Origin of the sequence: Streptomyces sp. DSM 40750, from assembly GCF_024612035.1 — a bacterium.
Classification (GTDB): Bacteria; Actinomycetota; Actinomycetes; order Streptomycetales; family Streptomycetaceae; genus Streptomyces.
Window position 1 is genome coordinate 8,578,113 of record NZ_CP102513.1, and the last position, 26,579, is coordinate 8,604,691.

Here is a 26,579-nt window from a genome sequence, read left to right on the forward strand (position 1 = left end):
CACTAGAACCCTGAGGAGTGAGGGCCCGTGGGGCCCTCCGAGGAGAAGGGCGCCTGTGGTGTCGTTCACGAGCGTATTGATGATCGAGAAGGCCCTGACGTCCGCGGACGTCGAGTTCGTCACGACCCTGCACGGCGACGAGCCGGCCTCCTTCCATGTGCTGCTCCAGCCGCGGGGCAATCAGGCCGACCGGTTGCTGCGGGCCATCGACGACCTCGCCCTCGGTGAGCTGGACGAGGCGGCGCGGGAGGGGGAGACACCGGAGGGGGAGCAGGCGCTGGACGAGGGGGAGCGGGCGCTCGAGGTGTCGTTGCAGGCGTTGCGGGGAGCGGGGAGTTCGGCGGAGGGGCGGTTGATCGAGGATCATCCGCTGGATGCGCTGAAGTCCTTGGTGGAGGAGGTCGAGGCGGATGAGGTTCTGGTGCTGACCGATCCCCACTATGTGGAGGAGTTCTTCCATCGGGACTGGGCGTCGCGGGCTCGGCACAGGGTGGGGGTGCCGGTGTTGAAGCTGTTCTCGCACAGTCGGGTGTAGGCCGGGGGCGCCGTAGGGGTTGCCGGGCTTTCCTCGGCTGCGGGTTCGTCGTGGCTGGTCGCGCGGTTCCCCGCGCCCCCTTCGGCGGCTGCGCCGCCGTCCCGGGCGCTGCCCTTGGCCCGTAGCCACAAGGGGCCCCATGCATGTGGCTGCACAGGCAATAGGGTGGGGGCGCGCCTGCTGTGAGGCGTGGATCGTCTTCGTACCGTCGCTTGGAGAACACGCATGGCACCCGGACTGCCTACCGCCATGGATCGGCCGCACTTCATCGGGATCGGTGGGGCCGGAATGTCGGGGATCGCGAAGATTCTCGCCCAGCGTGGGGCCAAGGTGGCGGGGAGTGACGCCAAGGAGTCGGAGACGGCCGAGGCGTTGCGGGCGCTGGGGGCGACCGTCCACATCGGGCATGCGGGGGAGCACCTCGCGGACGACGCCACGTGTGTGGTCGTGTCGTCGGCCATTCGGGCCGACAACCCCGAGCTGGCTCGCGCCGCTGAACTGGGGATTCCCGTGGTGCACCGGTCGGACGCGCTCGCGCGGCTGATGGACGGGCTGCGGCCGGTCGCGGTGGCCGGGACGCACGGGAAGACGACGACCACGTCCATGCTGGCGGTGGCGTTGGGCGAGCTGGGACTGAAGCCGTCGTACGCGATCGGCGGGGACCTCGACGTGCCCGGGTCGAACGCGCTGCACGGGGACGGGGAGATCTTCGTCGCCGAGGCGGACGAGAGTGACCGGAGCTTCCACAAGTACGCGCCCGAAGTGGCGATCGTGCTCAATGTGGAGCTGGACCACCACGCCAACTACGCGTCCATGGACGAGATTTACGAGTCCTTCGAGACGTTCGCGGGCAGGATCGTGCCCGGCGGCACGCTGGTGATCTCGGCCGATCAAGCGGGTGCGCGTGAGCTGACCTCCCGGCTGTCCGGGGTGCGTGTGGTGACGTACGGCGAGCGCGAGGACGCCGATGTACGGGTGCTGTCGGTCGTGGCGCAGGGGCTGAAGAGCGAGGTCACGGTGGTGCTGGACGGGCAGGAGCTCGTCTTCACGGTGTCCGTGCCCGGGCGGCACTACGCGCACAACGCGGTGGCCGCGCTGGCGGCGGGCGTCGCGCTCGGGGTTCCGGCGGCGGAGCTGGCTCCGGCGCTGGCGGCGTACACCGGGGTGAAGCGGCGGCTGCAGCTGAAGGGCGAGGCGGGGGGCGTCCAGGTGATCGACTCCTACGCGCACCACCCGACCGAGATGACCGCCGACCTGGAGGCGATGCGGGCCGCCGCCGGGGACGCGCGGATCCTGGTGGTCTTCCAGCCGCATCTGTTCTCCCGCACCCAGGAGCTGGGCACCGAGATGGGGCAGTCCCTGGCGCTGGCGGACGCGTCCGTCGTCCTCGACATCTATCCGGCCCGTGAGGACCCGATCCCCGGTGTGACGAGCGAGCTGATCATCGAAGCGGCCCGGAGCGCGGGCGCCGACGTCACGGCCCTCCACGACAAGGCGCAGGTGCCCGCCGTGATCGCGGGAATGGCGAAGCCGGGTGATCTCGTTCTCACCATGGGCGCGGGTGACGTGACGGACCTGGGCCCGAAGATCCTGGACCGTCTTTCGAGCTGAGGGGCTGACGCTCATGTCGTACGACGTCGAGAAGCCGGACGAGCAGTGGCGCGCGGAGCTGACGCCGGCCGAGTACGCCGTGCTGCGGCAGGCCGGCACGGAGCCCGCCTTCACCGGTGAGTACACCGACAGCAAGACCAAGGGCGTCTACTCCTGTCGCGCCTGCGGTGCCGAACTCTTCACCTCCGACACGAAGTTCGAGTCGCACTGCGGCTGGCCGTCCTTCTACGACCCGAAGGACAGCACGGCGGTGGAGCTGCTCTCCGACCGGTCCTACGGAATGGTGCGCACCGAGGTGCGGTGCGCCCGGTGCGGCTCGCACCTCGGGCACGTCTTCGAGGGCGAGGGGTACGCGACCCCCACCGACCAGCGGTACTGCATCAACAGCATCTCGCTGACGCTGACCGCCGACGAGGGCTGACCCCGGACCGGTCGCCGTTGACGCCCTCTCACCTGTCGTCGCTCGTACGCCCGTTGCCGGGGTTGACTACGTGACTACTGTGTGAAGGGTGTTGACGGGGCGGATCGAGCGGAAGATGAAGAGACTGAGTGCCCAGCTGGTCACCGGCCTCGCCCGGACGGCACCCTGCGACGGTGACGACGGCGCCTTGGATCCGCTGTGCCGTGTCCTCGGCGACCTCCGGCGCCCGGACCTCCTTCAGGTCGCCGGGCCGATCGAGAAAGTCCCTCGGCGAAGGCCCGTGGGCCTGACGTGAACGGACTGATCTACTTCATCGCCGCCGCGATCCTGTGGACCGGCTTCGCGGCCCAACTGCCCGGTCTGTGGCACAACTGGCGTGATCCGCTCAAACGCGCCCTCTGCGCCGTGATCTTCCTCGCCGGCTTCTGCTTCGCCCTCGGCGCCCCGCCCACCGTCGGCTTCATCAACCGCGCCATCGGCGTGCCCAACGCCGCCGCGTGCGTCACCTACGGGGCCGTGAACGCCTTCTCCGCCGCGTCCCTCGTCCTGATCGTCCACTGGCGCGGCGCCGACAGCCCCGCCCAGCTGCGACGCGTCTCCCGCAGCTGGCTGATCGCGTACGCCGTGATCATCGTGGTGCAGAGCGCGCTCTTCGCCGCCGGGGACGCGCCCGTCGAGCGACGTACGGACTTCGACACCTACTACGCCGACACGCCGTTCATCCGCGAGATGATCGTCCTCTATCTCGTGGCCCACATGGCGGCGGCCGTCACCACCACGACCCTGTGCTGGCGCTGGACCCACCAGATCAGCGGGTGGACACGGCGGGCCCTGGCCGTGCTCGCCGTCGGATGGCTGTGCACCAGCGCGTACGGCGTCGTCAAGATGACCGCCGTCGTCGGCCGCTGGAGCGGGTACCACTGGGATCCGCTGAGCACGCGGCTGGCCCCCATGCTGGTCACCGTCGGCGCCGCCCTGACCTCGGCCGGCTATGTCCTGCCGCTGCTCGGGCCGCGTATCGACAGCCTTCTCGCCTTCCTCCGGCTGGGGCCGCTCTTCCGGCTCGTCGGATCGAGGAACAGCCGGAACAGGCGGAACGCCCTGCTGTCCTGGCGCTCGCTCGGCGACGTCGAACTCCGCCTGACCCACCGCACGACGGCCATCCGGGACGGCATCCGGGACGTGTCCGTCCACTTCGACGAGGCGGTCCGTGAGCGTGCCTACCGCCAGGCGCTCTCCCTCGGCTCCGGCGCCGACGAGGCCGAGGCCATCGGGGACGCGGCCATGGTGGCCGTCGCCGCGCTGACCGGGACCCACGACCGCGCCGGGAGACTGGATCCGGCCGTCCTCGACGGTGTCGCCCTCGACGCCATCGCCGGATTCACCGGCGGGTACGCCGGTCCCGTGGCCGGCGAACAGACCCTGGACACCGGCCAGCCCTCCCTGATCCGGATGTCCCGGGCCGTACGGGCCGCCGTCGTGGAGGGCGCGGTGCGTGCCGAACGCGCCAAGACCCGACAGGTGTTGTGACCGGTCTCCGTCAACGACACCCCCGTCGAGGGTCGCCGGGGAGCCGCACGTCGATACAGTCCCGTGCCCGGCAAGGGGCTCAGCCCCTTGCCGGGCAACGGGATCGTCCGCCCAAGCCCGCCCGCCCGTACCGTCGGTCGGTCGGCTCAGTGCCGGGCGGTGTCGGCGCTCAGGCTGTTGAGGATCGCCCGTTCCGCCGGGGTGAGCGGCGGTCCCGACAAAGGCGGGAGGACGGGGCCGAGGACCGTGGCCAGGAGCAGTGCCGGATGCAGGAGGTGCAGGGCGTCCGCCTGGAGGGTGGTGACCTTGCACATGGCGGCGGAGACCCGGTACGAGCCGGTGGCGACGCGGGCCATGCGGCCGGTGTAGCCGGACAGCAGCCGGTCCGCGAGCGTGGGGGACTTGCCGCGTACCCCGGGGAACCACTGGTCCTGGCCGACGGACATGGTCCAGGCCGCGTTCACCACCTTCGCGGCCGCCCGCTGCACCCGCCGCGCCAGCCCGGGCGCGCCGATGCCGATCCGGTCCAGTTCCCGGCTCAGCGCACGCGCGCCGAGGGCGGCGACCGACATGCCCTGCCCGTAGACCGGGTTGAAGGTGGCGACGGCGTCCCCGAGTGCCAGCAGGCCCTCGGGCCACTGCTCGGCCTTCTCGAAGTAGCGGCGCTCGTTGCGGGTGCTTCGGCTGAGGGTCACGCCGGTCAGCGGCTCGGCCCCGGCGATCAGCTGCCCCACGATGGGGTGGCGCAGGCCGAGCGCGAAGGGCACGAAGTCGTCGGGGGAGGCGGTGGGTTCGCCGCCCCGGGTGCCGCTGAGGCTGACCAGCCAGCGATCGCCCTCGATCGGGAGGAGCAGCCCGGACCGACCGGGACGGCCGCCCGCCGGGTCCGCGGTGACCTGCGCCGGGGGAAAGGCTCCCGCGCCCTCGGGGGTGCGGTAGAGACGGGTCGCGTAGACGAGCCCGGAGTCGACCACGTCCTTGCGGATGCCGGTGATACCGAGGTCGGCGAGCCAGTGCTCGACACGGGTGCCGCGGCCGCTCGCGTCGACGACCAGGTCCGCGCGCAGGCTCTCCTCGGCCTGGCCGCCCTCACCGGTGACACGGACGCCGGTGACCCGCTCGGCCGTGCCCAGCAGTCCCGTGGCCGAGGCCCGCCGGACCGTGACGCGGGGGGTGGTCGCGAGGACGGCGTCGCGGACGGTCCAGTCCATCAGGTCGCGGCTGCCGACGAGCAGGGGATAGGTGTCGTGGTGCCGTGAGCGTCGGTACCAGCCCTGCGGGCCCAGCGTCACCAGGCCGGAGGTGAGGCCGCGTTCGCGGACGCCCGCGGCCAGCAGCCGCTTGCGCACCCCGCCGCCGGGCACGAGCTCCTCCATGGCGTCCCGGCCGCTGGGCAGGAGGATGTGGGCGTGGCGGCCCTGCGGGAGGCCCTTGCGTGGTCGGGGTTCGTCCGGAAGCTCGTCGCGTTCCAGCACGATCACTTCGTCGACGAACCGGGCCAGGGCCGCGGCGGCGAGCATGCCGGCCATGCTCGCACCGATGACGACCGCCGAACGCGGCATGGATCCCCCTGCACTTGGTGGAAGCCCTCACCGTACAATCGCCTGTTCGATCGGAACAGAAGATCAAGGCAACGGCTGTGTGGTTGCCACCGCCCCGGGACACGCCGAAGCCGTTCGGAACGGGCGCGGGGAGAGGTACACACAGTCCCTCACGGCATTCATCCCTTGACGGCGGAGCTGGCCACGCCTTGGACGAACCATCGCTGGAAGAAGGCGAAGACGATCAGGACGGGGAGGACCAGGAGGACGCCGAAGGCGAGGATCTGGCCCCAGTCCGGGGGCAGTTGCGCCTGGAAGACGCTCATCTCCAGCGGCAGCGGGCGTACCGAGGGGTCGGAGACCATCAGGACCGGCCAGAGGAAGGAGCCCCACTGGGTGAGGAAGGTCAGGATCGCCACGGAGGCGAAGGCCGGCTTCGACATCGGGACGATGATGGCGAAGAAGGTGCGCCAGGGGCCCGCGCCGTCGAGGCGGGCGGCTTCCTCGATGCTGGGCGGGATCGAGCGGAAGAACGTGTGGAACTGGTAGACCGAGAAGGCGTTGGCAATGAAGGGGAGAGCCTGGATGAACAGGGTGTTGCGCTGGTCGTTGAACATGTAGAAGAGCGGGACGGCCACCGACTCGAACGGGACCAGCATCAGCAGCAGGATGAGGGTGAAGACGGCGTTCCGGCCGCGCCACTTCAGCCGTGAAAGACCGTACGCCGCCATCGAGTTGACGAAGAGTCCGCCCGTCACGACCACGAACGCCAGCAGCAGCGAGATGCCCATGAAGCGCCAGAAGTAGCCGGTGCTGTCGGAGTTGAGGCTGCTCAGGACGTTGGCGTAGTTGTCGAAGGACAGATGGGTGGGGAGGAAGCCGGACAGGCCGTTCAGGACCTCGTCGGACGGCTTGAGGCTGCCCATGAACAGGTAGAGCACCGGCAGCGCGAAGACGAAGGCCAGCACGCTCAGGACGGCGTAGTCGAGGAAGCGGCGCAGGGGTGTACGGGTGAGGCCCGTGGGGGTGCTCATGATCAGTGCTCAGTCCTCGTTGTCGGGCCGGACGACGCGGCGCTGGATGAGGGTCAGGGCGACGACGATCAGGAAGAAGACGACGGTGATCGCGGCTGCCTGGCCGACGTTGTTCTGGTCGAAGGCGGTGGTGACGGCCTGGTACATCACGGTCCGGGTGGCGTCCTCGTTGAGGCCGCCGCCCTTGACGAGGACGTAGACCTGGTCGAAGACGCGGAAGGAGAGCACCGAGGTGAGCATGACGACGAAGACGAGGGTGCCGCGGATGCCGGGCAGCGTGACGTGGCGGAACTGCTGCCAGCGGCCGGCCCGGTCGAGTTCGGCGGCCTCGTAGAGCTCACCCGGTATCTGCTGGAGGCCGGCGAGGAGGATGACCATCTGGAAGCCGACGCCCTGCCAGATGGACAGCACGATGATCGAGGCCATGGCGGTGGCGGAGTCGCCGAGCCAGTCGAAGGCGCCCCAGTTCCCGAAACTCACCGCGTCCAGTGCGGAGTTGAGCATGCCTTGGTCGCTGCGCGCGAGGATGAGGCGCCAGATCACGGCGACCAGCGCCATCGGAAAGACGACCGGCATGAAGAAGAGGGATCTGAAGACGCCGATCGCCTTCAGTTTGCGGTTGAGGAGGATGGCCAGCCCGAGTGCCAAGCCTGTCTGGACGGGTACGACGACTACGGCGAAGGTCAGGTTGTTCAGCAGGGACCTGAGGAACGGGCCTGACATGTCGGGGTCGGTGAACAGGCGCCGGTACTGCTCCAGGCCGAAGAAGGTGGGCTCCAGGGGGGAGCCGAGGCGCACGTTGTGGACGGAGAGGACGACGGCGTAGCAGAAGGGGATGCCGACGAAGGCGATGAGTCCGGCGACGGCGGGCGTGGACATGAGCAGTCCGTGCAACCAGTCGCGGTTCCTGCGCCCAGGGCGCGCCGGGCGCGCGGGCTTGACGTCGGTCACGGGTGGGGCCTGCTCCCGGGCGGGGGGCGCGGCGTGCGCCGGTTCGACGGATTTCACGGAGGGGTCCTGTTCCCGGCGGGTGCGGGCGCGGCGTGCGCGGCCCCGCACCCTGGCCGATGAGTCCTACGGGATCTGGTAGCCGGCGTTGTCGGAGAAGTCCTGGTCGATGGCGCGGGCGGCCTTGGAGAGGGCTTCCTTGGGGTCGGTGCCGCCGTAGATGGAGTTGAGGGCCTCACCGAACTTGGCGGTGATGGTGGGGTATCCAGCGGTCACCGGGCGGGTGACGGCCACGCAGGACTTGCTGATGTCCGCGTCGCCGCAGGGCTTGGCGAGCTGGTCGGCGAAGAGCTGGAGCGGGCCGCCCTGCTTGTACAGCTCGCTCGCGGCGAGTGCCGTCTTGGTGGCGGGCGGGGCGCCGTTCGCCGTCGTCATCGCGGTGACGTTGGTGTCGTTGAGGAGGTAGTCCATGAACGCGCCGGCGGCCTTGGCGTTCTTGCTGTCGGCGCCGATCCCCCAGGCCCAGGAGCCCTGGCCGGTCTTGGGACCGTTACCGAAGTCGGGCAGCGGCAGGACGACGAGGTCGTCGCCGAGGGCCTCGCTGTAGGTGGGGTACATCCAGTGACCGACCCAGCTGAGGGCGACGCGGTCCTTGGCGAAGGCGTTGCCGTCGGTGTTGGGGTCGACGTAGGACTTCCAGGACTGGAAGGTCTTCAAAGCGGAGACCGAGGCCGGCGTGTCGAGGGCGCCTTCGGCCTTGCCGTCCTTGAGCAGGGAGCCGCCGGCCGACCAGACGATCGGGGCGAAGCCGTAGGTGCCCCACTCGGTGGCGAGCCCGTTGCCCTCCTGGACGTCGAGGGTCTTGCCGTCGGAGTCCTTGGCCTTCAGCGCCTTGAGCGCGGCGGTGAACTCGTCCGCCGTCCAGGCGTCGTCCACGCTGGTCGGGTACTTCACCCCGGCCGCGTCCAGCAGCTTCTTGTTGCCGTAGACGCCGAGCCCGGAGTCGTACATGGCGAGCCCGTAGTGCTTGCCGCCTATCTCGCCCTGTGACTTGCTCGCGTCGGTGGCGTTGCCCATCGTCTTGGTGGAGACGAAGTCGTCGATCGGGGCGAGCTTCTTGTTGTAGACGAAGTTCGCCATGGTCGGGCCGTCGAATTCCATCACGTCCGGCAGCTCGGAGGCATCGGTGGCGGTGATGGTCTTGGTGTAGTCGTTGCCGGGGATCAGCTTCAGCTCGACCTTGATGTCGCTCTGCGAGGAGTTGAAGGACTTCACCGCGGCCTGCACGGCGGCGTCCTCGCTCTTCTGGCCCTGGTGGGCCCAGACGCTGATGGTGCCCTTGCCGCTGCCGGACTCCGCGGAGGTGTCCGTGGTGCCGCCTCCGCCGCAGGCGGCCAGTGCCGCCAGGGGAAGGACGAGGGCCAGGCCCGTACAAGCTGTGCGGCGGTACTTTCTGCTGGTCGAGCTCATGGTCTGTGCCTCCGTGCTGTGGCGAGGGTTCGGGGTGCGGGAGTGCTGTGGGGGCGTGGGGTGTGGGCTCAAGGGGGGTGGGGCGTGGGGTGTGGGTTCAAAGGGAGGTGCGGAGTTACTGCGGTCCGCGCGGGTTGGGCGGCGCGGTGGTCTCGCGCAGAACCAGGCGGATGGGCATCTGCACCTGATCGGCGGGGGGCTCCGCGTCGGGATCGTCCAGCTGGCGCAGCAGCAGCCGGGCGGCCTCCGCGCCCTGCTCCGCGACCGGCTGGGCGACGGTGGTCAGGCCGAGCACATCGGCGAGTTCGTGGTCGTCGAAGCCGACGACGGACACGTCGTCCGGGACCTTCAGCCGGTGGCGGCGCACGGCGCGCAGCGCGCCCATCGCCATCTCGTCGGACTGCGCGAACACGGCGGTCGGCGGCCGGGAGGCGGCCAGTAGTTCGGTCATGGCGCGCTCGCCGCCCTCGACGGTGTAGTCACCGTCCGCCTCCAGGGCCGGATCGTGCGCGATCCCGGCGTCTGCCAGGACGTCCAGGTAGGCGTTGCGGCGCTCGATGGGGGTGGTCCAGTGCAGCGGCCCGCTGGACCCGGAGATCATGCCGATCCGGCGGTGGCCGAGGTTCACCAGATGCCGTACGGCGCTCTCGGTGCCGGCCCGGTCGTCGATGCCGACGACGGTGAAGCCGGGCCGGGGGCCGCCGACCGTGGTGGCCAGCGGCACCCCCAGTGAACGCAGTGCCGCCGACTCCTCGTCGTCAGGAATGAGGAGCGTCAGCACCGCGTCCACCCGCTTGCGGACCGGCAGCTTGGTGAAGAAACGCTTGCGTGTCTCCGGCGAGCCCAGGTTGTACAGCAGCACGTCGTATCCGGCGGCGCTGAACACCTTCTCGGCCGCGTCCAGCACGGTGCCGAAGAACCAGCGGCCCACGTACGGGACCAGCACGCCGATGGTGTAGGTGCGGCCACTGGCCAGGCTGGAGGCCGAGCGGGACGCGGTGTAGCCGAGCTGGTCGGCGATCGCCGTGATCCGGTCCCGCACCTCGTCGGAGACGCCCGCCCGCCCGCGCAGGGCGCGGGACACGGTGGACGCGGAGACGCCGGCGGCGCGGGCGACGTCATTGATGCTGGCCGTCACGGCGCAGTTCCTCCCGTGGATTCACGTCGGTGTGATCTGTGAGTGACGTGACCGTAAACCCGACCCCGCTGTTGCGCAAGCGTTTGCGTTCAGTTTTACTTGCAACGACTTCCAAGAGAGTCCGTTTTGATCGATGGTCAGCGCACGCGTTTGGCGCTGTGAAGCCGACAGGAAACTGTGCATGCGATACGCCCCGCCCGGCCTCTGCGTGAACGACTTCGCCCTGCTCCGGGACGAGGACGGCACGTACGTCGTACTGCACCTGCAGGGGCCCTGGACGGCCGAGTTCGACCATCTGCGGATGGAGACCTCGTACGGCCGGGCCACCTCCACCGACCTCGTCGACTGGCAGCCGCGAGGGCCGGCCTTCGGGGTCGGCCTGCCCGGCCGCTTCGACCAGCAGGCCGTGTGGACCATGCACCCCCTCCGGCACGGCGACGGCGCCGGGATGGCGATGTTCTACACCGGCGTGAGCGGGCTCACCCCGGACGGCTGGCCGCTGCAGACCGTCGGCCTCGCGTACTCCGACCGCACCGACGGCACCGGCTGGCGGCGCCACGGCACCGGACCGGTCACCGAGGCGGACCCGCGCTGGTACCGCACCGGCGAGCGGATGGCCTGGCGCGACCCCTTCGTCGTACGCGACGACGAGGGCGACGGCTGGGTGATGGTCGTCTGCGCCGCCGATGCCTCCCTGCCGGTCGAGGTCAGCGGCTGCGTCGCCTGGGCCACCTCCGACGACCTGGAGCACTGGACCGTTCACCCGCCGCTGATCTCACCCGGCGACGTCAACGAGTTGGAGTGCCCGGTCCTGGAACGCCTCGACGACGGCACCTGGCTGCTGCTCGGCTCCATCGGGGCCAGCCGGGGCTTCGAGGCGTGGTCCGCTCCGAGCCTGCGGGGCCCCTGGACCCGGCACGGCCCTCTCGGTCCGACCGGCTCCTACGCCCCTCGGGTCATCGCCGCGCCCGACGGCTCCCGCGTCGTCCTGCACACCACCCCCCGCCAGGTCGGCCTCAGCGACACCGGTGACCCTTGCCGCGGCATGCTCGCCCAGCCGAAGCTCCTGGTCGTCCCCGCGGACGGAGCACCGCGCCTGGAATGGTGGCCCGGCCTGAACCCGTGGCTCGGCGAGGAGACCGACTGCCCCGCTCCGCACGCGGTCGGCGACATCGGCATCACGGGACCCGTCGACATCACCCTGCGCACCGACACGGCGGACGGCGACAGACCCGTCCTTGCCGTGGGCTGCGACGGGAAGAACCTCTGGGTCACCGGCCCCGGCGGCACCCGCCTCGGCGAGACCGTCCTGGCCGAGCCCCCCGCATCCCTGCGCATCCTCACCATCGGCGAGTACGTCGAGGTCTACGCGGACGGCGTCTTCGTCCTCACGACCCTGTGCTACTCCGGGCGCCCCACCTCGTGGACAGCCGTCACCGAAGGACACAGCCGTACGATCCCGGTCCGTCCGATCCGGCTGCCCGACCCCTACCGCGACGACGCCTCGGCCGTCTGGCCCGGCCTCTGAGCGACGCGGAAGCCCGCGGGTTCCACCACGGGGACCGGCGCTACCCGTAGGAGATGGGGAAGGTGTACGTGGACAAGCGCATGGTCAGGGTCAACGTGGCGATCGCCGTGTGCACGCTCCTGTTCCTCTCCGTCGTGGCCGTCCAAGCCGTGATCGGGGACGGCTCGTCGGTGGCCACCGCCGACCCGGTGGCCACGCCCTCCGTGACAGCCCCCGTGCCCCGCGGCAGTGGCAGCCGGGTCGCCGGCGACGTCAACGGGGACGGCTACGCGGACCTGGTCTTCGTGGCGCCCGCCGTCCACGCCGACGCGAGGCAGCCTGCCTACCTCGGTGTGGTCCACGGCACCGCGCGAGGACTGGATCCGGCCGTCCGCACCGTCATGGATCCCGGCGGCACCCCTCTGCCCTTGGACCGAACTCCGGGAGGAGTCCCCACCGCCGACCTCGACGGCGACGGCTACGCGGACATTCTGGCCGGCGGGCACGTCATCTGGGGTGGCCCTGTCGGTCCCCGCGAGAACGTGCCCTCGCCGAAGCTGGGGGGTGTACCGGGCGACTTCGACGGCGACGGTCAGGAGGATCTCGCGGTGGGCGACGGCGTCGGGATCCGCGTGCTGTACGGGCCGTTCACCAGCGAAGGGACGCCGCGCCGCACGGGCGCCGCCCGCCCGAACCCGATCAGCGCGGCCGGCCTCGGCTACGAAGACAGCGGCTTCCACCTCACCGCGGGCGACGCGGACGGCGATGGCGCCACCGACCTCGTCGTCACGGCCTACGGGGACGGCGAGCAGACGCCGTCCGTGCTCCTGCACGCGGGAGTCGGCCTGGCCGGATTCACCGCGCGAACAGAGAAGTTGCCGACCGGCAGCTCAGTGGCGTTCGGCGACTTCGACGGAGACGGCACGGACGACATCGCCACCGGCGACAGCGGCGACCGCAACAACGAGCCGGGGGCCGACGCCGAATCCGCCCACGGCATCGTCACCGTCTCCTACGGCGGAGGCCGTCCGGCCAAGCGCATCGAGCCGGGAGCGACCGGAAGCTATGCCACCGGTGACCTCGACCACGATGGCCGCGATGAGCTGCTGATCTCCGTCCCGGGTGGCGCCAGGATCCTGCACGGCAGCGCCGACGGGCTGACGACGGACGGGACCACTTTCCGTCGCGCCGGCGCCGGCGAGGACGTGCCCGCCTCCGAGCGGCCGGCCCAGCTCGCAGCTGTGCGGGACTTCGACCGTGACGGGCGTGCCGAGGTCGTGCTCAACTGGTCACGCGACGGGCTGGGGCCCTCACGGTGGTGGGTGATCGAAGGCGGCGGCGATGAGGTCGCGGCCTTCACGGACGCCGAGTTCACCGACTGAACCGGTGTCGCGTCAGGCAACGTTCGCCCCGTCGTGGCGCATGGCTCGGTTGCCGCGCTGAGCGCTTGCACCGTCGGCACAGCGGCCTTGGCCACCGCAGTCCCGCCGCAGTCCCGCCGCATACGAGACCGCACTCGCAGCCTGTGGCCGGTCGCGCGGTTCCCCAGTTCCCGCGAGGCGCGGTGGCCCCACTCCGTGGAGACGAGTGGGGCCTGTTTCGCTGTCAGCTTGTCGCTCGTACCGCGTCCTGGATGGTCGTGGCCACCTCCTTCGGGCGGGAGACCGCCACGGCGTGGGAGGCGCCCTCGATCTCGGTGACCGTGGCGCCGGCGCGCTTGGCGCCGAAGCGTTGGACGTCGGGGTTGATGGCCTGGTCGGCGTCGGCGATCACGGCCCAGGAGGGCTTGGTCCGCCAGGCGGCGGTGGCGGTCTTCTCCGTGAACACGGAGGCGGCCAGGGGGCGTTGGGAGACGGCGAGGACGCTGGTGACCTCGGCCGGGACGTCGGCGGCGAAGATGCCGGGGAAGGCGTCCGGCTTGATGGTGACCTCCACGGCGGGGTCGGCGCCCTCGACGGGGTACGTCCACTCGTCGAGGTTGGCGACGAGCGGGGACAGCGGGAAGCGGCCCTGCAACTCACCCAGGCTCTCGCCCTCTTCGGGGACGTACGCGGCCACGTAGACCAGGCCCACGACGTTCTCGGCGGCGCCGGCCACGGTGATGAGCGCGCCGCCGTAGGAGTGGCCGACGAGGACGACCGGGCCGTCGATCTGGGCCGCCGCGGAGGCGACGTACGCGGCGTCGGAGGCCAGGCCGCGCAGGGGGTTCGGGAGCGCGCGGACGGGGATGTCCTGGCTCCGCAGTTCCTCGACGACGCCGGACCAGCTGGACGCGTCGGCGAAGGCGCCGTGCACGAGGAGGACGGTGGGGGTGGGGGACATGGTCGGGCTCTCCTTCTCGGTGCCGGGTGTCCCGGCGACCGTGGGTCTCAGTCGTGGAGCAGCGGCTCGGTGGCTCAGCTGCCGTGGAGCGCGGTGCGCAGCGTGCCCGTGGCCAGCGTGATCGCGGCCTCGGCGGCATGGGTCTCGCGCAGGGCGTTGAGCATGACGAAGTCGTGGATGATGCCCTGGAAGCGCACGGCGGTGACCGGTACCCCGGCCTCGCGCAGCTTGTTGGCGTACGCCTCGCCCTCGTCGCGCAGGACGTCGGCCTCACCGGTGATGACCAGGGCCGGCGGCAGGTCCTTGAGCTGTTCGACGCTCGCCCGCAGCGGCGAGGCGGTGATCTGGGCGCGCTCGGCCTCGTCCGTCGTGTACTGGTCCCAGAACCACTGCATGCCGTCGCGGCGCAGGAAGTAGCCGGTGGCGAACTGGTGGTAGGAGCCGGTGTCGAAGCTCGCGTCCGTCACCGGGTAGAACAGCACCTGCTGGACCAGCGGAACACCACCGCGCTGCTTGGCCATCAGGGTCAGCGCGGCGGCCATGTTGCCGCCGACCGAGTCACCGGCCACCGCCAGGCGCGTGGCGTCCAGGTCCTTGGACGCGCCCTGCTCGACGATCCACTTCGCGACCGCGTAGTTCTGCTCGATGGCGACCGGGAAGCGGGCCTCGGGGGAGAGGTCGTACTCGGGGAAGACCACGGCGGCGTTCGCGCCGACAGCCAGCTCGCGCACCAGCCGGTCGTGCGTGTGGGCGTTGCCGAACACCCAGCCCGCGCCGTGGATGTAGAGGATCACCGGCAGGATGCCCTCGGTGCCGGCCGGCTTCACGATCCGTGCCCGGACACTGCCCGTCGGACCGCCCGAGACCGTGATCCACTCCTCGTCGATCTCCGGCTTCTCGATCTCACCGGACTGCACCTCGTCGACGGCCTTCCGGCCCTCCGTGGGCGGCAGTTCGAAGAGGAAGGGCGGATTGGCGGTGGCTTCCGCGAATGCGGCGGCGGCCGGTTCCAGGACCGGCTGAACCGGTTCGGCGTGGTCGGACATGGCTCTCTCCCGAGGCGTGGTGCGGCATGTGCTGGTTCTTTGGCCAGCACGTCAGCACGCTAGAACCGGAAGGCGCGGGGAATTGCCCGTCAGCGCACCGGAATCGGTCCGAGAGCGCACTGAGATTCGGAACAGCGGGTCACCGTGCGCTGTGAGGACGAATTCGATGCGCTGCCGGGACATGGGGACGGCGAGGTCCCGCATAGCTTGGAAAACCGGTGCGGACCGCGAGGTCGAATTCGAGAAACCCGCCGGCCGGTCACACGTCTCCACCGATGACACCCCCCTCAGGAAAGGCACGCACATGGTCGACATCAACGAGGTCACCGCCGTCCCCAGCCCCGATCTCCTCACCCCGGACAACTGCGCCGTGCTGTTCGTGGACCACCAGCCGCAGATGTTCTTCGGCACCGGCAGCGGCGACCGCACCGCGATCATCAACTCGGTCGTGGGCCTCGCCAAGGCCGCCGAGGTCTTCGAGGTGCCGGTGGTGCTGAGCACGGTGGCCGCCGAGTCCTTCTCCGGCCCGCTGCTGCCGCAGCTCGCGGACGTCTTCCCCGACCACAAGATCGTCGACCGTACGACGATGAACGCCTGGGAGGACGTCGCCTTCGTCGAGGCGGTGAAGGCCACCGGCCGCAAGAAGCTCGTCATCGCCGGCCTGTGGACCGAGGTCTGTGTCGTCCTGCCCGCCCTGTCCGCGCTCTCCCAGGGCTACGAGGTGTACGTCGTCACCGACGCCTCCGGCGGCGTCACCCCGCAGGCCCACGAGCACGCCGTGCAGCGCATGATCCAGGCCGGCGCCGTACCCGTCACCTGGGTGCAGGTGCTCCTGGAGCTTCAGCGCGACTGGGCGCGCACGGAGACGTACGGTCCCACCACGGAGGTGGTGAAGGAGTACGCCGGCGCCTACGGCCTCGGGGTCGTCTACGCGCAGGCCGTCATCGGCGACCACGCGGCCGGCTGACGGCGGTCCGAGGGTGCTCCGCCCGGCGGAGCGGACGGTGCTCCGCCCGACGGAGCGGACGGTGCTCCGCCCGACGGAGCGGACGGTGCTCCGCCCGACGGAGCGTAAGGAGGGGGTGGTTGTGGCCAAGCTGCTGACCGACCTCGCCCACACCCTCGCCCCGCCGCGCGGAGACCGGCACGGGCCGCTGCCGCCGCTGATGCTGACCCTGACGGTGGTGACCGGAGTGGTCGACGCCGTCAGCTATCTGGGGCTCGGACATGTCTTCGTCGCCAACATGACCGGCAACGTCGTCTTCCTGGGGTTCGCCCTGGCCGGCGCCGACGGTCTGTCCGCGCTCGCGTCCGTCGTCGCGATGGGCGCGTTCCTCGTCGGCGCGGTGGCCGGCGGCCGCTCGGCCGCCCGGTTCGCGGCCCATCGCGGCCGGCTGCTGGCCGTCGCCACCGGGTTCCAGGCGGTGCTGGTCGCCGGGGCCGTTCTCACGGCCGCCGTCTCCGACGACCGGGTCGGCGATCCCGTCAAGTATCCCCTGATCGTGCTCCTGGCCCTCGCCATGGGGCTGCAGAACGCCGTCGTACGGCGCCTCGGTGTCCCCGACCTCACCACGACCGTCCTGACCCTCACCCTGACGGGCCTGGCGGCGGACTCCACCCCGGCCGGCGGGACGGCCCCCCGGCCCGGCCGCCGGCTCCTGTCCGTCCTCGCCATGTTCCTCGGCGCCCTCGCCGGAGCGCTCCTCCTGCTGCACACCGACCTCACGCTCACCCTGGGCCTGGCACTGCTGCTGCTCGCGGCGACATCCGCGGCGTCCGTGGCCACGTACCGGCTCTCGGCCTCGGACACGGACTGGACGCGGCCGTCGGCCTGAGACGGCAGACGCGGAGCTGTCGGCACGGCCGGGTCGGCGGCATGGGCGGCACGGGGGACAGGGGCAGTACGCAGTACGGGCGGGACCGGCGCTACCGGCCCGGAGGCCGCGTACCCGGCCGGTCCCGCCCGTCCGCCGTACCCCGCCCCGCCGTACCCCGCCCCGCCGTGTCCCGCCACTCGCTGGGGGACATGCCGTACGCCGCCCGGAACACCCGGCTGAAGTGGGTCGGGCTCAGGAAGCCCCAGCGGCCGGCGACCGAGGCGATGGTGCGGCGGTTGCGGACGCCGAGCACGAGGTCGCGGCGGCATTCCTCCAGCCGGCGGCGTTGGATCCAGCGGCCGACGGTCGTGCCCTCGTCCTGGAAGAGCCGGTGCAGATAGCGCACCGAGATGTGGTGGGCCCCCGCGATCGTCTCGGGGGAGAGATCCGCGTCGGCCAGATGCTCGTCGATGAACCGCAGAATGCGTGCCACCAGCGGCGACCGGCCGCCGGGCGTGCCCGTCGCCGTCCGGCCCAGCTGCTCCGTGGCGAGGGTGGCCAGCAGGTTCACGGCGTTCCGGGCGAGCAGTTCGCCGACCAGGGGCTCGGCGGTGACGGCCGTGTCGGCCAGCTCGGACAGGAACGGCGACAGCAGCGACCCCAGCCGGGAGGTACGGGCGACCGGGGCCGCGGCGACCCGCCGTATGTCGCCGTCCTCCAGCCCCAGTTCCTCGCGCGTGACGAGGAAGACCTTCAGCCGGCAGCGCTCGGGCGAGTCCAGTAAAGGCGGGTGGTTCGCGTCGTAGAAGCAGATGTCCCCCGGATCCAGGGAGACGTCCGGGACCCGTCCGGCAAGCGGAACACCGGTCCCGTGTATCCCCACGAACAGATACGCGCCGCCGGCCCGCGTGGTCAGGCGGTACGCCTCCACGCCCGGTCTTCCCGCTCCGGGCAGCTCGGCGGTCGTCGTCCCGTCGAGGTCGAGGACGGCGATGTGGCGGCCCTCGGTCCCGACGGCGCTGGTGTCGGACCTGATCATCTGTCGCTTCTCCCACGGTCGTTCGAACACACCGGCAATCACTGCACGCGGAGCGTAGGAAGGGAGTTGTGAAAAAAGAGTGACAGTGAAGTGACGGGGATGGCCGGGGCCTTGCGGCCGGCGGCTCCGGCCGCGAGTGGGGGCGTCCACCGGGGCGGCGCGCGAGACGCCGTCTATGGCGGGGCGGTGCACGAGACGTCGTCGAGCAGGCGCCGGCGGGCGGCGCGGCGGTCCTCGGGGGAGTCGTACGTCTCGGTCAACTCGGCGGCGAAGACGCGCAGCAGGTCGTGCGGGGCGTAGCGGCCGGGCGCGTGTTCGGTGACGAGGTGGGCGTCGGCGAGCTCGTCGAGCAGCACCCGGGCCCGGCGGGCCGGGAGGCCGGCCAGGGCGGCGGCCGTGTCCGGGGTGAGGTCCGGGCCGGCGTGCAGGGACAGCAGACGGAACAGCCGGGCGTTCTCCGGCGGTAGACGACGGTAGGAGCGGGCGAAGGAGGTGCGGACGTCGTCGGCCCCTCGGGTGCGGGCAAAGGCGTTGTCGGCCTCTCCGGCGCCGGCGCAGGTGTCATCAGCCTCTCCAGAGCCGGCGCAGGTCGTATGGGCGTCGGCGGCCTCTTCGGCGTCGGCGAAGCCTGTATGGGCGTAGTCGGCCCCTCCGATGCCGGCGCAGGTCGTACGGGCGTCGGCGGCCGCTTCGATGTCGGTGAAGGCGTCGAGGCTGCCCCGGGAGCGCCGTAGCTCGGCGGCGAGGGACGAGAGCGGGGAGTCGGGGCGCCTGATGGCACGGGCGGCCACGATCGCCAGGGCCAGCGGCAGTCGGCCGCACCGGGTGATGATCTCGTCGGCGGCCCCGGGTTCGGCGGCCACCCGGTCGTGACCGGTGCGCGACGCCAGGGCCGCCCGCGCGTCCGCCGCCGACGGCAGGCCCAGGGGCAGGGGGTGGGCGCCGGAGGCGGTCAGGCCGGAGAGCCCGTTGCGGCTGGTGACCAGGGTCAGACAGCCGGGCGACGCGGGCAGCAGCGGCCGTACCTGCTCGGTGTCGGACGCGTCGTCCAACACGGTCAGCAGCCGCCGGCCGGCCAGCAGACTGCGGTACAGCCCGGCGAGGGAGTCCGTGCCGCCCGGCATGCGCGAGGGCGGCACACCGAGCGCGGCGAGCATTTCGCGCAGCGCCGCCGCCGGGTCCAGGGGTGCCGCGGCCGGGTCGAACCCCCGGAGTCCGATGTGGAGTCGGCCGTCGGGGAACCGCTCGGCGATCCGGTGCGCCCAGTGCACCGCGAGAGTGGTCTTGCCGATCCCGGGCATTCCGCTGATCAACACGGTCGCGGGCGCTCCGGCGGAGGCGGCGGCCGTGTCCGTGATCTCCAACAGGCGGTCGAGTTCGGCCTGTCGACCGACGAAGACGGGGAGGTCCGGCGGCAGTCGGGCGAGGCGGGGGACGGGGACGGGCGCCGGACCCGGTGCCGGGCGCGGACCGGTCGGCCCCCACTCCTGTCGGAGCACCCGGGTGTGGGCCGCGGCCAGTTCCGTGCCGGGTGCCACCCCCAACTCCTCGGCCAGCAGTCGCCGTACACGCTCGTACGCGGCCAGCGCCTCCGCCTGGAGGCCGGACGCGGCCAGGGCCATGACGAGCCCGGCGTGCGACGACTCGTCGAGGGGGTCGAGTTCGACGGCCTGCCGCAGTCGGGGCAGCACCAGTTCGGCCCCTCCGCAGAGCAGGGCCGCGTCGGTGGCCATGCGGGTCGTGCGGACCAACTCGCGTTCCACCTCGGCGAATACGGCGTGCTGCCGTACGGCGGCGGGGATCCCCGCCGCCACCGGTCCGCGCCACCCGCTCAGCGCGTCCACGAAGTGCCGCAACGCCGCCTCGGACCGTCCGGTGGCCGCGGCCCGCTTGCCCCGCTTGACGAGCGCGCGGAACCGCAGCAGGTCGACCTCGTCCTCGTCCGCCTCCAGCAGATAGCCGCCGGCACGGCGCAGCAGCCGACGCCCGGGCGCCCGGGGCGGCAACCCGGGTTCGAGCAGCCGCCGCAGTGAACCGGCGTAACGACGCACCACGTTCATCGCGCTGGCCGGCGGTCGCTCGGGCCAGAGCACCTCGACGATCTCGCACACCGGCACCGGCCGACCGGACCGCACCGCCAACAGGCCCAGGAGGGCGCGCTGTTGCGGGAACCCGAGGTCGAGTTCCGCCTCCCCACGGCACACCCGAAGGGGCCCCAGCACTTCGAACCGCAGCAAACGCCTCACCCCCTTCCTCGTCGGTGGTGGGGAAGGAGCCGGTCACACATGTCGGTCGCCTGCCGTGAGCAGGGACCGGACCTGGTCGGCGTCGGGGTGGCCGAGGGTGATGAGGAGGGTGAGGGCCTGCTGCCGGACCTCGTCGGCTGCGTCGTGGTCGCCCATCGCGGCGTGGGTGTCGCCGATGTGGACGAGGGTGCAGGCCTCCAGATACGGGACGCCCAACTCGCGGTAGAGGGCGAGGGAACGGCCGTAACCGAGGAGGGCGTTCGGGTGGCGGCCGAGGTGGTGGTGGGCGTAGGCGATGGTGTGCCAGGTGGCCGCCTCGCCGTAGCGGTCGCCGAGTTCCTGGAGCAGGGTCAGGGCCCGGTGGCAGTGGTTCAGTGCCTCCCGGTACTCGCCGAGCAGCGCGTGGTACCAGCCGACGGAGTTGAGGATGCTGGCGTACGCGGCCCGGCGGCCGCTGGTCCGGAACAGTTCCATGGCCAGCCGGTTGTGGTGGAGGGCGCCGGGCAGATCGCCCTCCTGTTCGTGGGTCCAGCCGAGGCTGCGGTGGGTGTCCGCCCGCCCGATGTCGTTTCCGAGCGTGGTGAAGAGCTCCAGCGCTCGGTTCAGGCGGGGGCGGGCCACGTCGTGCAGACCCAGTCGGCTCTCGGCCCGGGCCAGCGCGCGCAGGCCCCTGGCCTCCCATGGGGGATCGGCGAGCCGCAGGGCCGCGTCGAGCGCGGTCCCCTGGGTGGCCGTCCAGTCGTGCCAGTGCCCCCGCCGGTCGAAGAACGGCTCCAGTGACCAGGCGATCAGACATACGACCCGGTCATGGCCGGACCGGGCGGCCGCCCGGACGACGGCGAGGAGCACGGGGTACTCGGCGGTCAGCCAGGCCAGCGCCTGCTCGTGATCGGCGAGCGGTCCGGCGTGGACGCCGGCCGGGGGCGGCCCCGGTGGCATCGGGTCCGCGTGCGGGGCGAGCAGCGGTTCGGTGGCGTGCGCGGTGTGCAGGTAGTACGCGTACAGCCGCTCGGTGGCCGCCTCGCGCTCGGCCTCCGGATGCCGGTCGTGCAGGAGTTCGGCCGCGTAGGCGCGTAGCAGGTCGTGCAGGGCGTACCGGCCGGGGGCGGGCTCACCCACGAGGTGGACGTCGGCGAGTTCGGTCAGGATCAACCCGGCCCGGCGCGGCGGGAGTTCGGCCAGCGCGGCCGTCGCGGCCACCGAGAAGTCCGGGCCCGGGTGCAGCGCGAGCAGCGGGAAGAGGCGGGCCGCCTCGGCCGACACGGCACCCAGCGACCAGGAGAACACCGCCCCGACGTTCGCGGACGCGTCCGCCCGGCTGAACGCGTCCAGACTTCCGTGCGCCGCACGCAGCTCCGCCGCGATCGCCGACAACGGGAAGCCCGGGTGCGCGGCGGCCCGCGCCGCGACACAGGCCAGCGCCAGCGGAAGCCCACCGCACAGCGCCGCGACCTCCGCCACGGCCCTGTCCTCGCCCGCGAGCCGACCGGCCCCCAGCCGCCGTTCGAGGAACACGCGCGCCTGCTCGGCGTCCAGCGGACGCAACGCCAGCGTGTGCGCGCCGTGCGCGGAGACCAGGCCCGACAACTGGTTGCGGCTCGTGACGATGGTGAGGCAGCCGGGTGTGCCCGGCAGCAGGGGCCGTACCTGCTCGGTGTCCCGCGCGTTGTCCAGCAGCACGAGGAACCGTCGGCCCGCCAACAGGCTGCGATACAGCGCGGCTTGGGCGTCCACCCCCTGCGGGACCCGCTCGGGCGGTACGCCCAGTGCGTCGAGGAAGACGCGTACCGCCTCACCCGGACTCATCACCGCGCCCGAGGGTGTGAACCCCCGGAGGTTGACGTAGAGCTGCCCGTCGGGGAACCGGTCCGCGACCCGATGGGCCCAGTGCACGGCGAGTGTGGTCTTGCCGATGCCGGCCATACCGCCGATGGCGCTGATCACCACGGTGTCGGTGGGGCGTATGTCGTCGCTGTCGCTGTCGCTGTCGCTGTCGCTGTCGCTGTGGCTGTCGCTGTGGCTCGTGAGGAGGGCCAGGACTTGGTCCAGTTCGACGCGGCGGCCCGTGAACGTAGGGAGGTCGTGGGGGAGTTGGGCGGGGACGGCGGGTGCGTGCGGGGCCGGTGCGGTGCGTCCGGCCTCGGTTGCCGGAGGGCCCGGCGTGGGCGAACCGGCGCTGTGGAGCCCCGCGCCGCGCAGCACGGACCGGTGGGCGTCGCGGAGTTCCGGGCCGGGGTCGATGCCCAGCTCGTCGGCGAGCCTCGCGCAGGCGGCCCGGAAGGTGTTCAGCGCCTCGGTCCCGCGTCCGGTGGCGGCCAGCGTGAGGATGAGCCGGGCCAGCAGGGGCTCGTCCAGCGGGTCGCTGACCGCGGCCTCCTGGAGCGCGGGCAGGACCGCGCCGGGGGTGCCCGCGCGCAGCGCCGCGTCGGCCGCCTCCCGTACGGCCGCCGCACGTTCACGGTTGACCGCGCCGAACCCGGCGCGCTCCCGCACCTCGGCGGGGATCCCGGCCCCGACCGGCCCCCGCCACAGGGCCAGCGCCTCGGTGAGGAGTTGCACGACCCGCGCGGGCGACTCGTCCGCGTCGGCCCGACGCGCCTCGTCACGCAGCCGGCGGAATCGCAAGAGGTCCAGCGAGTCGGCGTCGGCCAGGAGCCGGTATCCGCCCGCGCCTCGTATCAGCCAGCGGCCGACGGCGCGGTTGGGTAGGCCGGGTTCCAACAGACGTCGCAGAGAACCCACATGACGTCGAATCACATTCACCGCGCTGTCCGGCGGCCGCGGCCCCCACAGCACATCGACGATCTCGCTCACCGTCGCCGGCTGTCCGGCCCGTACCAGCAACAGCCCCAGCAGTGCCCTCTCCTGCGGACGCCCCGGCGTGACTTCCGCCCCCGCCCGCTCCACCCGGACCGACCCCAGAACCGCGAAACGCACCGGCTCCAGCGCCAATTGGGCCTCCTGATATCTCGTATCTCATATCTCATACCTTCCACGCGCCTCACGACGATACGTGACGCAAGGAGTTACCCAGAGTTACGCGCATGTCGTGGGTGTGGGTGTGGATGTGGATGTGGTGGTGGCCGTGGGCGCGGGTGGGGCCTCGGCCTCCCCGTCTCCCGCTCCGGGCGGGGCCGAACCGGCGATATCCCGCCATCCGGTGGCCGTTTCTCATCGTATTCTCATCGAATACAGGCAACCCCGGCCCGGGTGGCGGCGACAGAGGGGTGATCGGAACAGCCGCGAACCCGAACGAGAGTGACCACGTGAGCGACAGAACAGCCCCGCGCCGGTCGCGGCGCAGGAGAACGAACCGCCGTCGCAGTGTCCTGGTCGCCGTGCTGGCGACCGCGCTGACCGGCGGCGCGGTCACCACCGGAGTCCTGATGACCGCCTCCACGTCCGGGCCGACCGCCGGAACGTACCGGATCATCAACGCGGCCGACGACACCTGCCTGACCGCCCCGTCGGGCGGCGGCGCTCAGCTCGGCGTGACGGACTGCGACAGCGGGACCGCCGCGCAGACGTGGGAACTGACCGGTACCGACGGCGGGTTCGTCGTCACCGGCGCCGTCGACGGGGCGGAGTGCGTCGGGGTCAAGGGCGCCGCGACCTCGGCCGGCAAGGCCGTGCAGGCGCAGGAGTGCGACGGCGGTAGCTCCCAGGTGTGGGAACCGAGCGAGGTGGGGGACGCGTACCACCTCGTCAACGGGCGCAGCGGCAAGTGCCTGAACGCCAAGGGCGGGCTCGTCCAGCAGAACTCCTGCGACGAGGCGGACGGCAAGAGCTGGTCGTTGGAGGCGACGGACCCGGCGGAGTCGTCGCCCGCACCGTCCGCGTCGGCCTCCTCCACCGCGTCCCCCTCCGCCTCACCGTCGCCGTCGGCCTCGGCGTCGGCCGCCACATCGGCCTCGCCCTCGGCCACCGCCGGCAAGTCCGCCACCGGCTCCACGAGCGACTCCGCGGAGTCGACCGACTCCGGCGATTCCGGGAGCACCGCTCTCGCCTCCTGGCCCACCGCCACCGGGTCCCGGGCCGTCAACGCCACCATCGAGGTCTCCGGTACCTATGACGGCTCTCTGAAGCGCTTCTACGGCTCCGGCGACCTCGGCGGCGACAGCCAGGACGAGTCGCAGGGCGCGCTGTTCGAACTCGCCGACGGTGCCGTGCTGAAGAACGTGGTGCTCGGCGCCCCGGCCGCCGACGGCGTGCACTGCCTGGGCAGTTGCACCCTGCGAAACGTGTGGTGGGAGAACGTCGGCGAGGACGCCGCCTCCTTCAAGGGCAAGTCGGCCTCGGCCTCGTACCTGGTCGTCGGCGGCGGCGCGAAGGGCGCGGACGACAAGGTCTTCCAGCACAACGGCGCCGGCACCCTGACCGTCAAGAACTTCCAGGTCGCCGACTTCGGCAAGCTCTACCGCTCCTGCGGCAACTGCGAGACCCAGTACCGGCGCCACGTCGTCATCAGCAACGTCAGGGCCACCGCCCCCGGCAAGGTGCTCGTCGGCGTCAACGCCAACTACGGCGACACCGCCGTCATCTCGGGCGTGACCCTCGTCGGCGACAGCGACAGGGACATCACCGTCTGCGAACGCTTCCAGGGCAACTCCAGCGGAGCCGAACCGGCGGAACTCGGCAACGGCCCGGACGGCACACACTGCCGCTACAGCACCTCGGACATCGCCTACGAGTGATCCGGACTCGTCACCCGCCGCCGGTGCGCCGCCCCGGCCGCGCATCGGCGACGGTGATACAGCTGTTCATTGAATGAGTCTCCGAGAACGAGGAGTGCAGTCGGTGAACTCGGCATGGGCGAACAGCCGTTGGGACTCCGGAAAGGCGGTCGGCCCGGCCGGGCGGCACGCGGTGGTCGTCGGAGGCAGTCTCGCGGGACTGCTCGCGGCGCAGGTCCTCACCGGCCACGCCGAGCGGGTGACGATCGTCGAACGCGACCGCTTTCCCGAGGAGGACGGAGCAGGGACGGCGCCCCGGCCGGGCGTGCCGCAGAGCCGGCACCCGCACGTCCTGCTGGAGGGCGGTCAACTCGCCCTGGACGCACTGCTGCCCGGCTTCATGGCGGAGCTGAGGGCCGCAGGCGCCCCGCGTGTGGGGATGCCGGCGGACATGGTGCAGTGGCAGAACGGCCGCTGGTTCCGGCGGGTGCCCGCCTCGACCCACATCCACACCGGGTCGCGGGCGCAGACAGAGCGGCTGATACGGCGTCGGGTCCTCTCCCATCCCTCGGTCACCCTGGTCGAGGGGACCGACACCGTGGGCCTGCTCGGTGACGCCGGGCGCGTGCGGGGCGTACTGCTGCGGGAGCGCGGCGACGGGGCCCGGGGTGAACAGCGTGAACTGGCCGCCGACTTGGTCATCGACGCCTCCGGCAGAGGCACGAAGGCGCCGCGCTGGCTGGCGACCATCGGGGCCGACACCCCGTACGAGGAGATCATCGACACGGGGCTCGCGTACGCCTCCCGCGTCTACCGCGACACGACGGGAACCCTCGGCGGCGAGCCGTCCGCCGACGCGCTCGGCTTCCACGTCGTACCCAACCCCACACAGCCGTACGGCGTCGTCGTCCTGCCCCTGGAGGACGGCACCCATCTGGTCACCTTCTCCGGACTGCGCGGCGACGAACCCTCGACGGACGAGAGCGAGTTCGCGTCCTACGCCAAGCGGCTGCCGCACCCGCTCGTACACCGCTGGATGCGCGAGGCCGAACCGCTGTCACCGGTTTCCGGCTTCCGGCGGACCGCGAACGTCCGGCGTCGCTACGACCTGCCCGGCCGCCGCCCCGCCGGGTTCCTGGCGACCGGCGACGCCCTGTGCACGTTCAACCCGATCTACGGGCAGGGCATGGCCGTCGCCGCCATGAGCGCCGTGGCCCTGCGCGACGCGCTGGCCGACCCGCGCCGGACGCCCACCACCCGCTGGGTGCAGAAGGCGCTGTTCGCCGCGTCGCGGCAGGCCTGGGACATCTCGGCAGGGTCGGACAAGAAGATGCCGGGGGCGACCGGCAACGCGGTCGCCGTCCGGCTCACGGACCGGGTCGCCGGCTGGTATCTGCACCGGGTCCAGGAGCGCACCCCGGGCGACCCCGTGGTGGGCCGCGCCTTCCGCTCTGTCGTCTCCCTCAACGAGCCGCTCGGCGCCCTGTTCGCCCCGGCCGTGGCCAGGGCTGTCCTCTTCGGGCCCGCGCGGGAGACACCCGCCGAACCGCCGATGACGCGTGAGGGGCTTGCGGGAACATGAGGGAACGGCGTACGGCGCCTCCCTGACCCTTGACGCCCGTGGAAAGCGCTTGCCACACTCGCGGCCCGCCACATGAAGCGCCTGCCGCATCACCGGCGCACGCCCTGGTGACGTTCGGG

The 26,579-nt window shown here is 71.8% G+C and carries 21 protein-coding genes; 11 read left to right on the top strand and 10 right to left on the bottom strand.

Features of this window, described 5'->3' with window-relative positions:
* Positions 1-79: 79 nt before the first annotated feature.
* The 5 genes from JIX55_RS38025 (at position 80) to JIX55_RS38045 (ending at position 4,097) form a co-directional block, all read left to right on the top strand.
* The gene (locus JIX55_RS38025) at positions 80-535 is read left to right on the top strand and encodes an indole-3-glycerol phosphate synthase (protein WP_257569612.1); all 456 of its coding nucleotides are present in this window, start codon (positions 80-82) and stop codon (positions 533-535) included.
* A gap of 225 nt (positions 536-760) precedes the next feature.
* A complete protein-coding gene (murC, locus tag JIX55_RS38030) occupies positions 761-2,146 on the top strand; it encodes a UDP-N-acetylmuramate--L-alanine ligase (RefSeq protein WP_257567758.1) in 1,386 nt (461 codons plus the stop codon).
* A 13-nt stretch (positions 2,147-2,159) separates the two neighbouring features.
* A complete protein-coding gene (msrB, locus tag JIX55_RS38035) occupies positions 2,160-2,567 on the top strand; it encodes a peptide-methionine (R)-S-oxide reductase MsrB (protein WP_257567759.1) in 408 nt (135 codons plus the stop codon).
* A gap of 115 nt (positions 2,568-2,682) precedes the next feature.
* Positions 2,683-2,862: a hypothetical protein gene (locus tag JIX55_RS38040; protein WP_257567760.1), complete on the top strand. Its 180-nt coding sequence runs from the start codon at positions 2,683-2,685 to the stop codon at positions 2,860-2,862.
* On the top strand, positions 2,859-4,097 hold the full coding sequence (locus JIX55_RS38045; protein WP_257567761.1) for an MAB_1171c family putative transporter: 1,239 nt from the start codon (positions 2,859-2,861) through the stop codon (positions 4,095-4,097). Before JIX55_RS38040 ends, JIX55_RS38045 begins: the two co-directional genes overlap by 4 nt.
* 146 nt (positions 4,098-4,243) lie before the next feature.
* Here JIX55_RS38045 and JIX55_RS38050 read toward each other — a convergent pair whose 3' ends face one another.
* The 5 genes from JIX55_RS38050 to JIX55_RS38070 all read right to left on the bottom strand — a co-directional run bounded on the left by JIX55_RS38050 (position 4,244) and on the right by JIX55_RS38070 (position 10,228).
* A complete protein-coding gene (locus JIX55_RS38050) occupies positions 4,244-5,659 on the bottom strand; it encodes an FAD-dependent oxidoreductase (RefSeq protein ID WP_257567762.1) in 1,416 nt (471 codons plus the stop codon).
* 158 nt (positions 5,660-5,817) lie between these two features.
* Positions 5,818-6,672, bottom strand: a complete 855-nt coding sequence (locus JIX55_RS38055) for a carbohydrate ABC transporter permease (protein WP_257567763.1) — start codon at positions 6,670-6,672, stop codon at positions 5,818-5,820.
* Between the two features lie 9 nt (positions 6,673-6,681).
* A complete protein-coding gene (locus tag JIX55_RS38060; RefSeq protein WP_306820072.1) occupies positions 6,682-7,680 on the bottom strand; it encodes a carbohydrate ABC transporter permease in 999 nt (332 codons plus the stop codon).
* Between the two features lie 66 nt (positions 7,681-7,746).
* The gene (locus JIX55_RS38065) at positions 7,747-9,090 is read right to left on the bottom strand and encodes an ABC transporter substrate-binding protein (RefSeq protein WP_257567765.1); all 1,344 of its coding nucleotides are present in this window, start codon (positions 9,088-9,090) and stop codon (positions 7,747-7,749) included.
* Positions 9,091-9,205: 115 nt separating this feature from the next.
* Positions 9,206-10,228 carry a LacI family DNA-binding transcriptional regulator gene (locus tag JIX55_RS38070; RefSeq protein WP_257567766.1) on the bottom strand — a complete coding sequence of 341 codons (1,023 nt, stop codon included), beginning with the start codon at positions 10,226-10,228 and terminating at the stop codon, positions 9,206-9,208.
* A 181-nt stretch (positions 10,229-10,409) separates the two neighbouring features.
* Here JIX55_RS38070 and JIX55_RS38075 point away from each other — a divergent pair, with 181 nt between their 5' ends.
* A complete protein-coding gene (locus tag JIX55_RS38075) occupies positions 10,410-11,756 on the top strand; it encodes a mucin-1 (RefSeq protein ID WP_257567767.1) in 1,347 nt (448 codons plus the stop codon).
* Positions 11,757-11,809: 53 nt separating this feature from the next.
* On the top strand, positions 11,810-13,117 hold the full coding sequence (locus tag JIX55_RS38080; RefSeq protein WP_257567768.1) for an FG-GAP repeat domain-containing protein: 1,308 nt from the start codon (positions 11,810-11,812) through the stop codon (positions 13,115-13,117).
* Between the two features lie 223 nt (positions 13,118-13,340).
* On the opposite strand, the gene JIX55_RS38085 is transcribed toward JIX55_RS38080, so the two are convergent.
* Entirely contained in the window at positions 13,341-14,057 is a 717-nt protein-coding gene (locus tag JIX55_RS38085) for an alpha/beta hydrolase (protein ID WP_257567769.1), read from the bottom strand.
* Positions 14,058-14,131: 74 nt separating this feature from the next.
* Entirely contained in the window at positions 14,132-15,103 is a 972-nt protein-coding gene (locus JIX55_RS38090) for an alpha/beta hydrolase (protein WP_257567770.1), read from the bottom strand.
* A gap of 304 nt (positions 15,104-15,407) precedes the next feature.
* On the opposite strand from JIX55_RS38090, the gene JIX55_RS38095 reads away from it, so the two are divergent.
* Positions 15,408-16,070 carry a hydrolase gene (locus JIX55_RS38095; RefSeq protein ID WP_257567771.1) on the top strand — a complete coding sequence of 221 codons (663 nt, stop codon included), beginning with the start codon at positions 15,408-15,410 and terminating at the stop codon, positions 16,068-16,070.
* Positions 16,071-16,191: 121 nt separating this feature from the next.
* The gene (locus tag JIX55_RS38100; protein WP_257567772.1) at positions 16,192-16,938 is read left to right on the top strand and encodes a YoaK family protein; all 747 of its coding nucleotides are present in this window, start codon (positions 16,192-16,194) and stop codon (positions 16,936-16,938) included.
* A gap of 91 nt (positions 16,939-17,029) precedes the next feature.
* Here the strand turns inward: JIX55_RS38100 and JIX55_RS38105 are convergent, their stop codons facing one another.
* From JIX55_RS38105 to JIX55_RS38115, 3 genes are all read right to left on the bottom strand, one after another.
* Positions 17,030-17,959, bottom strand: coding sequence for a helix-turn-helix domain-containing protein (locus JIX55_RS38105; protein ID WP_257567773.1), 930 nt, complete (start codon positions 17,957-17,959; stop codon positions 17,030-17,032).
* A 173-nt stretch (positions 17,960-18,132) separates the two neighbouring features.
* A complete protein-coding gene (locus JIX55_RS38110) occupies positions 18,133-20,196 on the bottom strand; it encodes an AfsR/SARP family transcriptional regulator (protein ID WP_306820073.1) in 2,064 nt (687 codons plus the stop codon).
* 42 nt (positions 20,197-20,238) lie between these two features.
* Complete coding sequence (locus JIX55_RS38115; RefSeq protein ID WP_257567774.1) at positions 20,239-23,157, bottom strand: AfsR/SARP family transcriptional regulator; 2,919 nt, start codon at positions 23,155-23,157, stop codon at positions 20,239-20,241.
* 314 nt (positions 23,158-23,471) lie between these two features.
* Between JIX55_RS38115 and JIX55_RS51585 the strand changes: the two genes are divergently transcribed.
* Together JIX55_RS51585 and JIX55_RS38130 are read left to right on the top strand one after the other, a co-directional pair.
* Positions 23,472-24,899, top strand: coding sequence for a pectate lyase (locus JIX55_RS51585; protein ID WP_443046624.1), 1,428 nt, complete (start codon positions 23,472-23,474; stop codon positions 24,897-24,899).
* Positions 24,900-24,993: 94 nt separating this feature from the next.
* Positions 24,994-26,460, top strand: coding sequence for an FAD-dependent oxidoreductase (locus JIX55_RS38130; RefSeq protein ID WP_443046742.1), 1,467 nt, complete (start codon positions 24,994-24,996; stop codon positions 26,458-26,460).
* Positions 26,461-26,579: the final 119 nt, after the last annotated feature.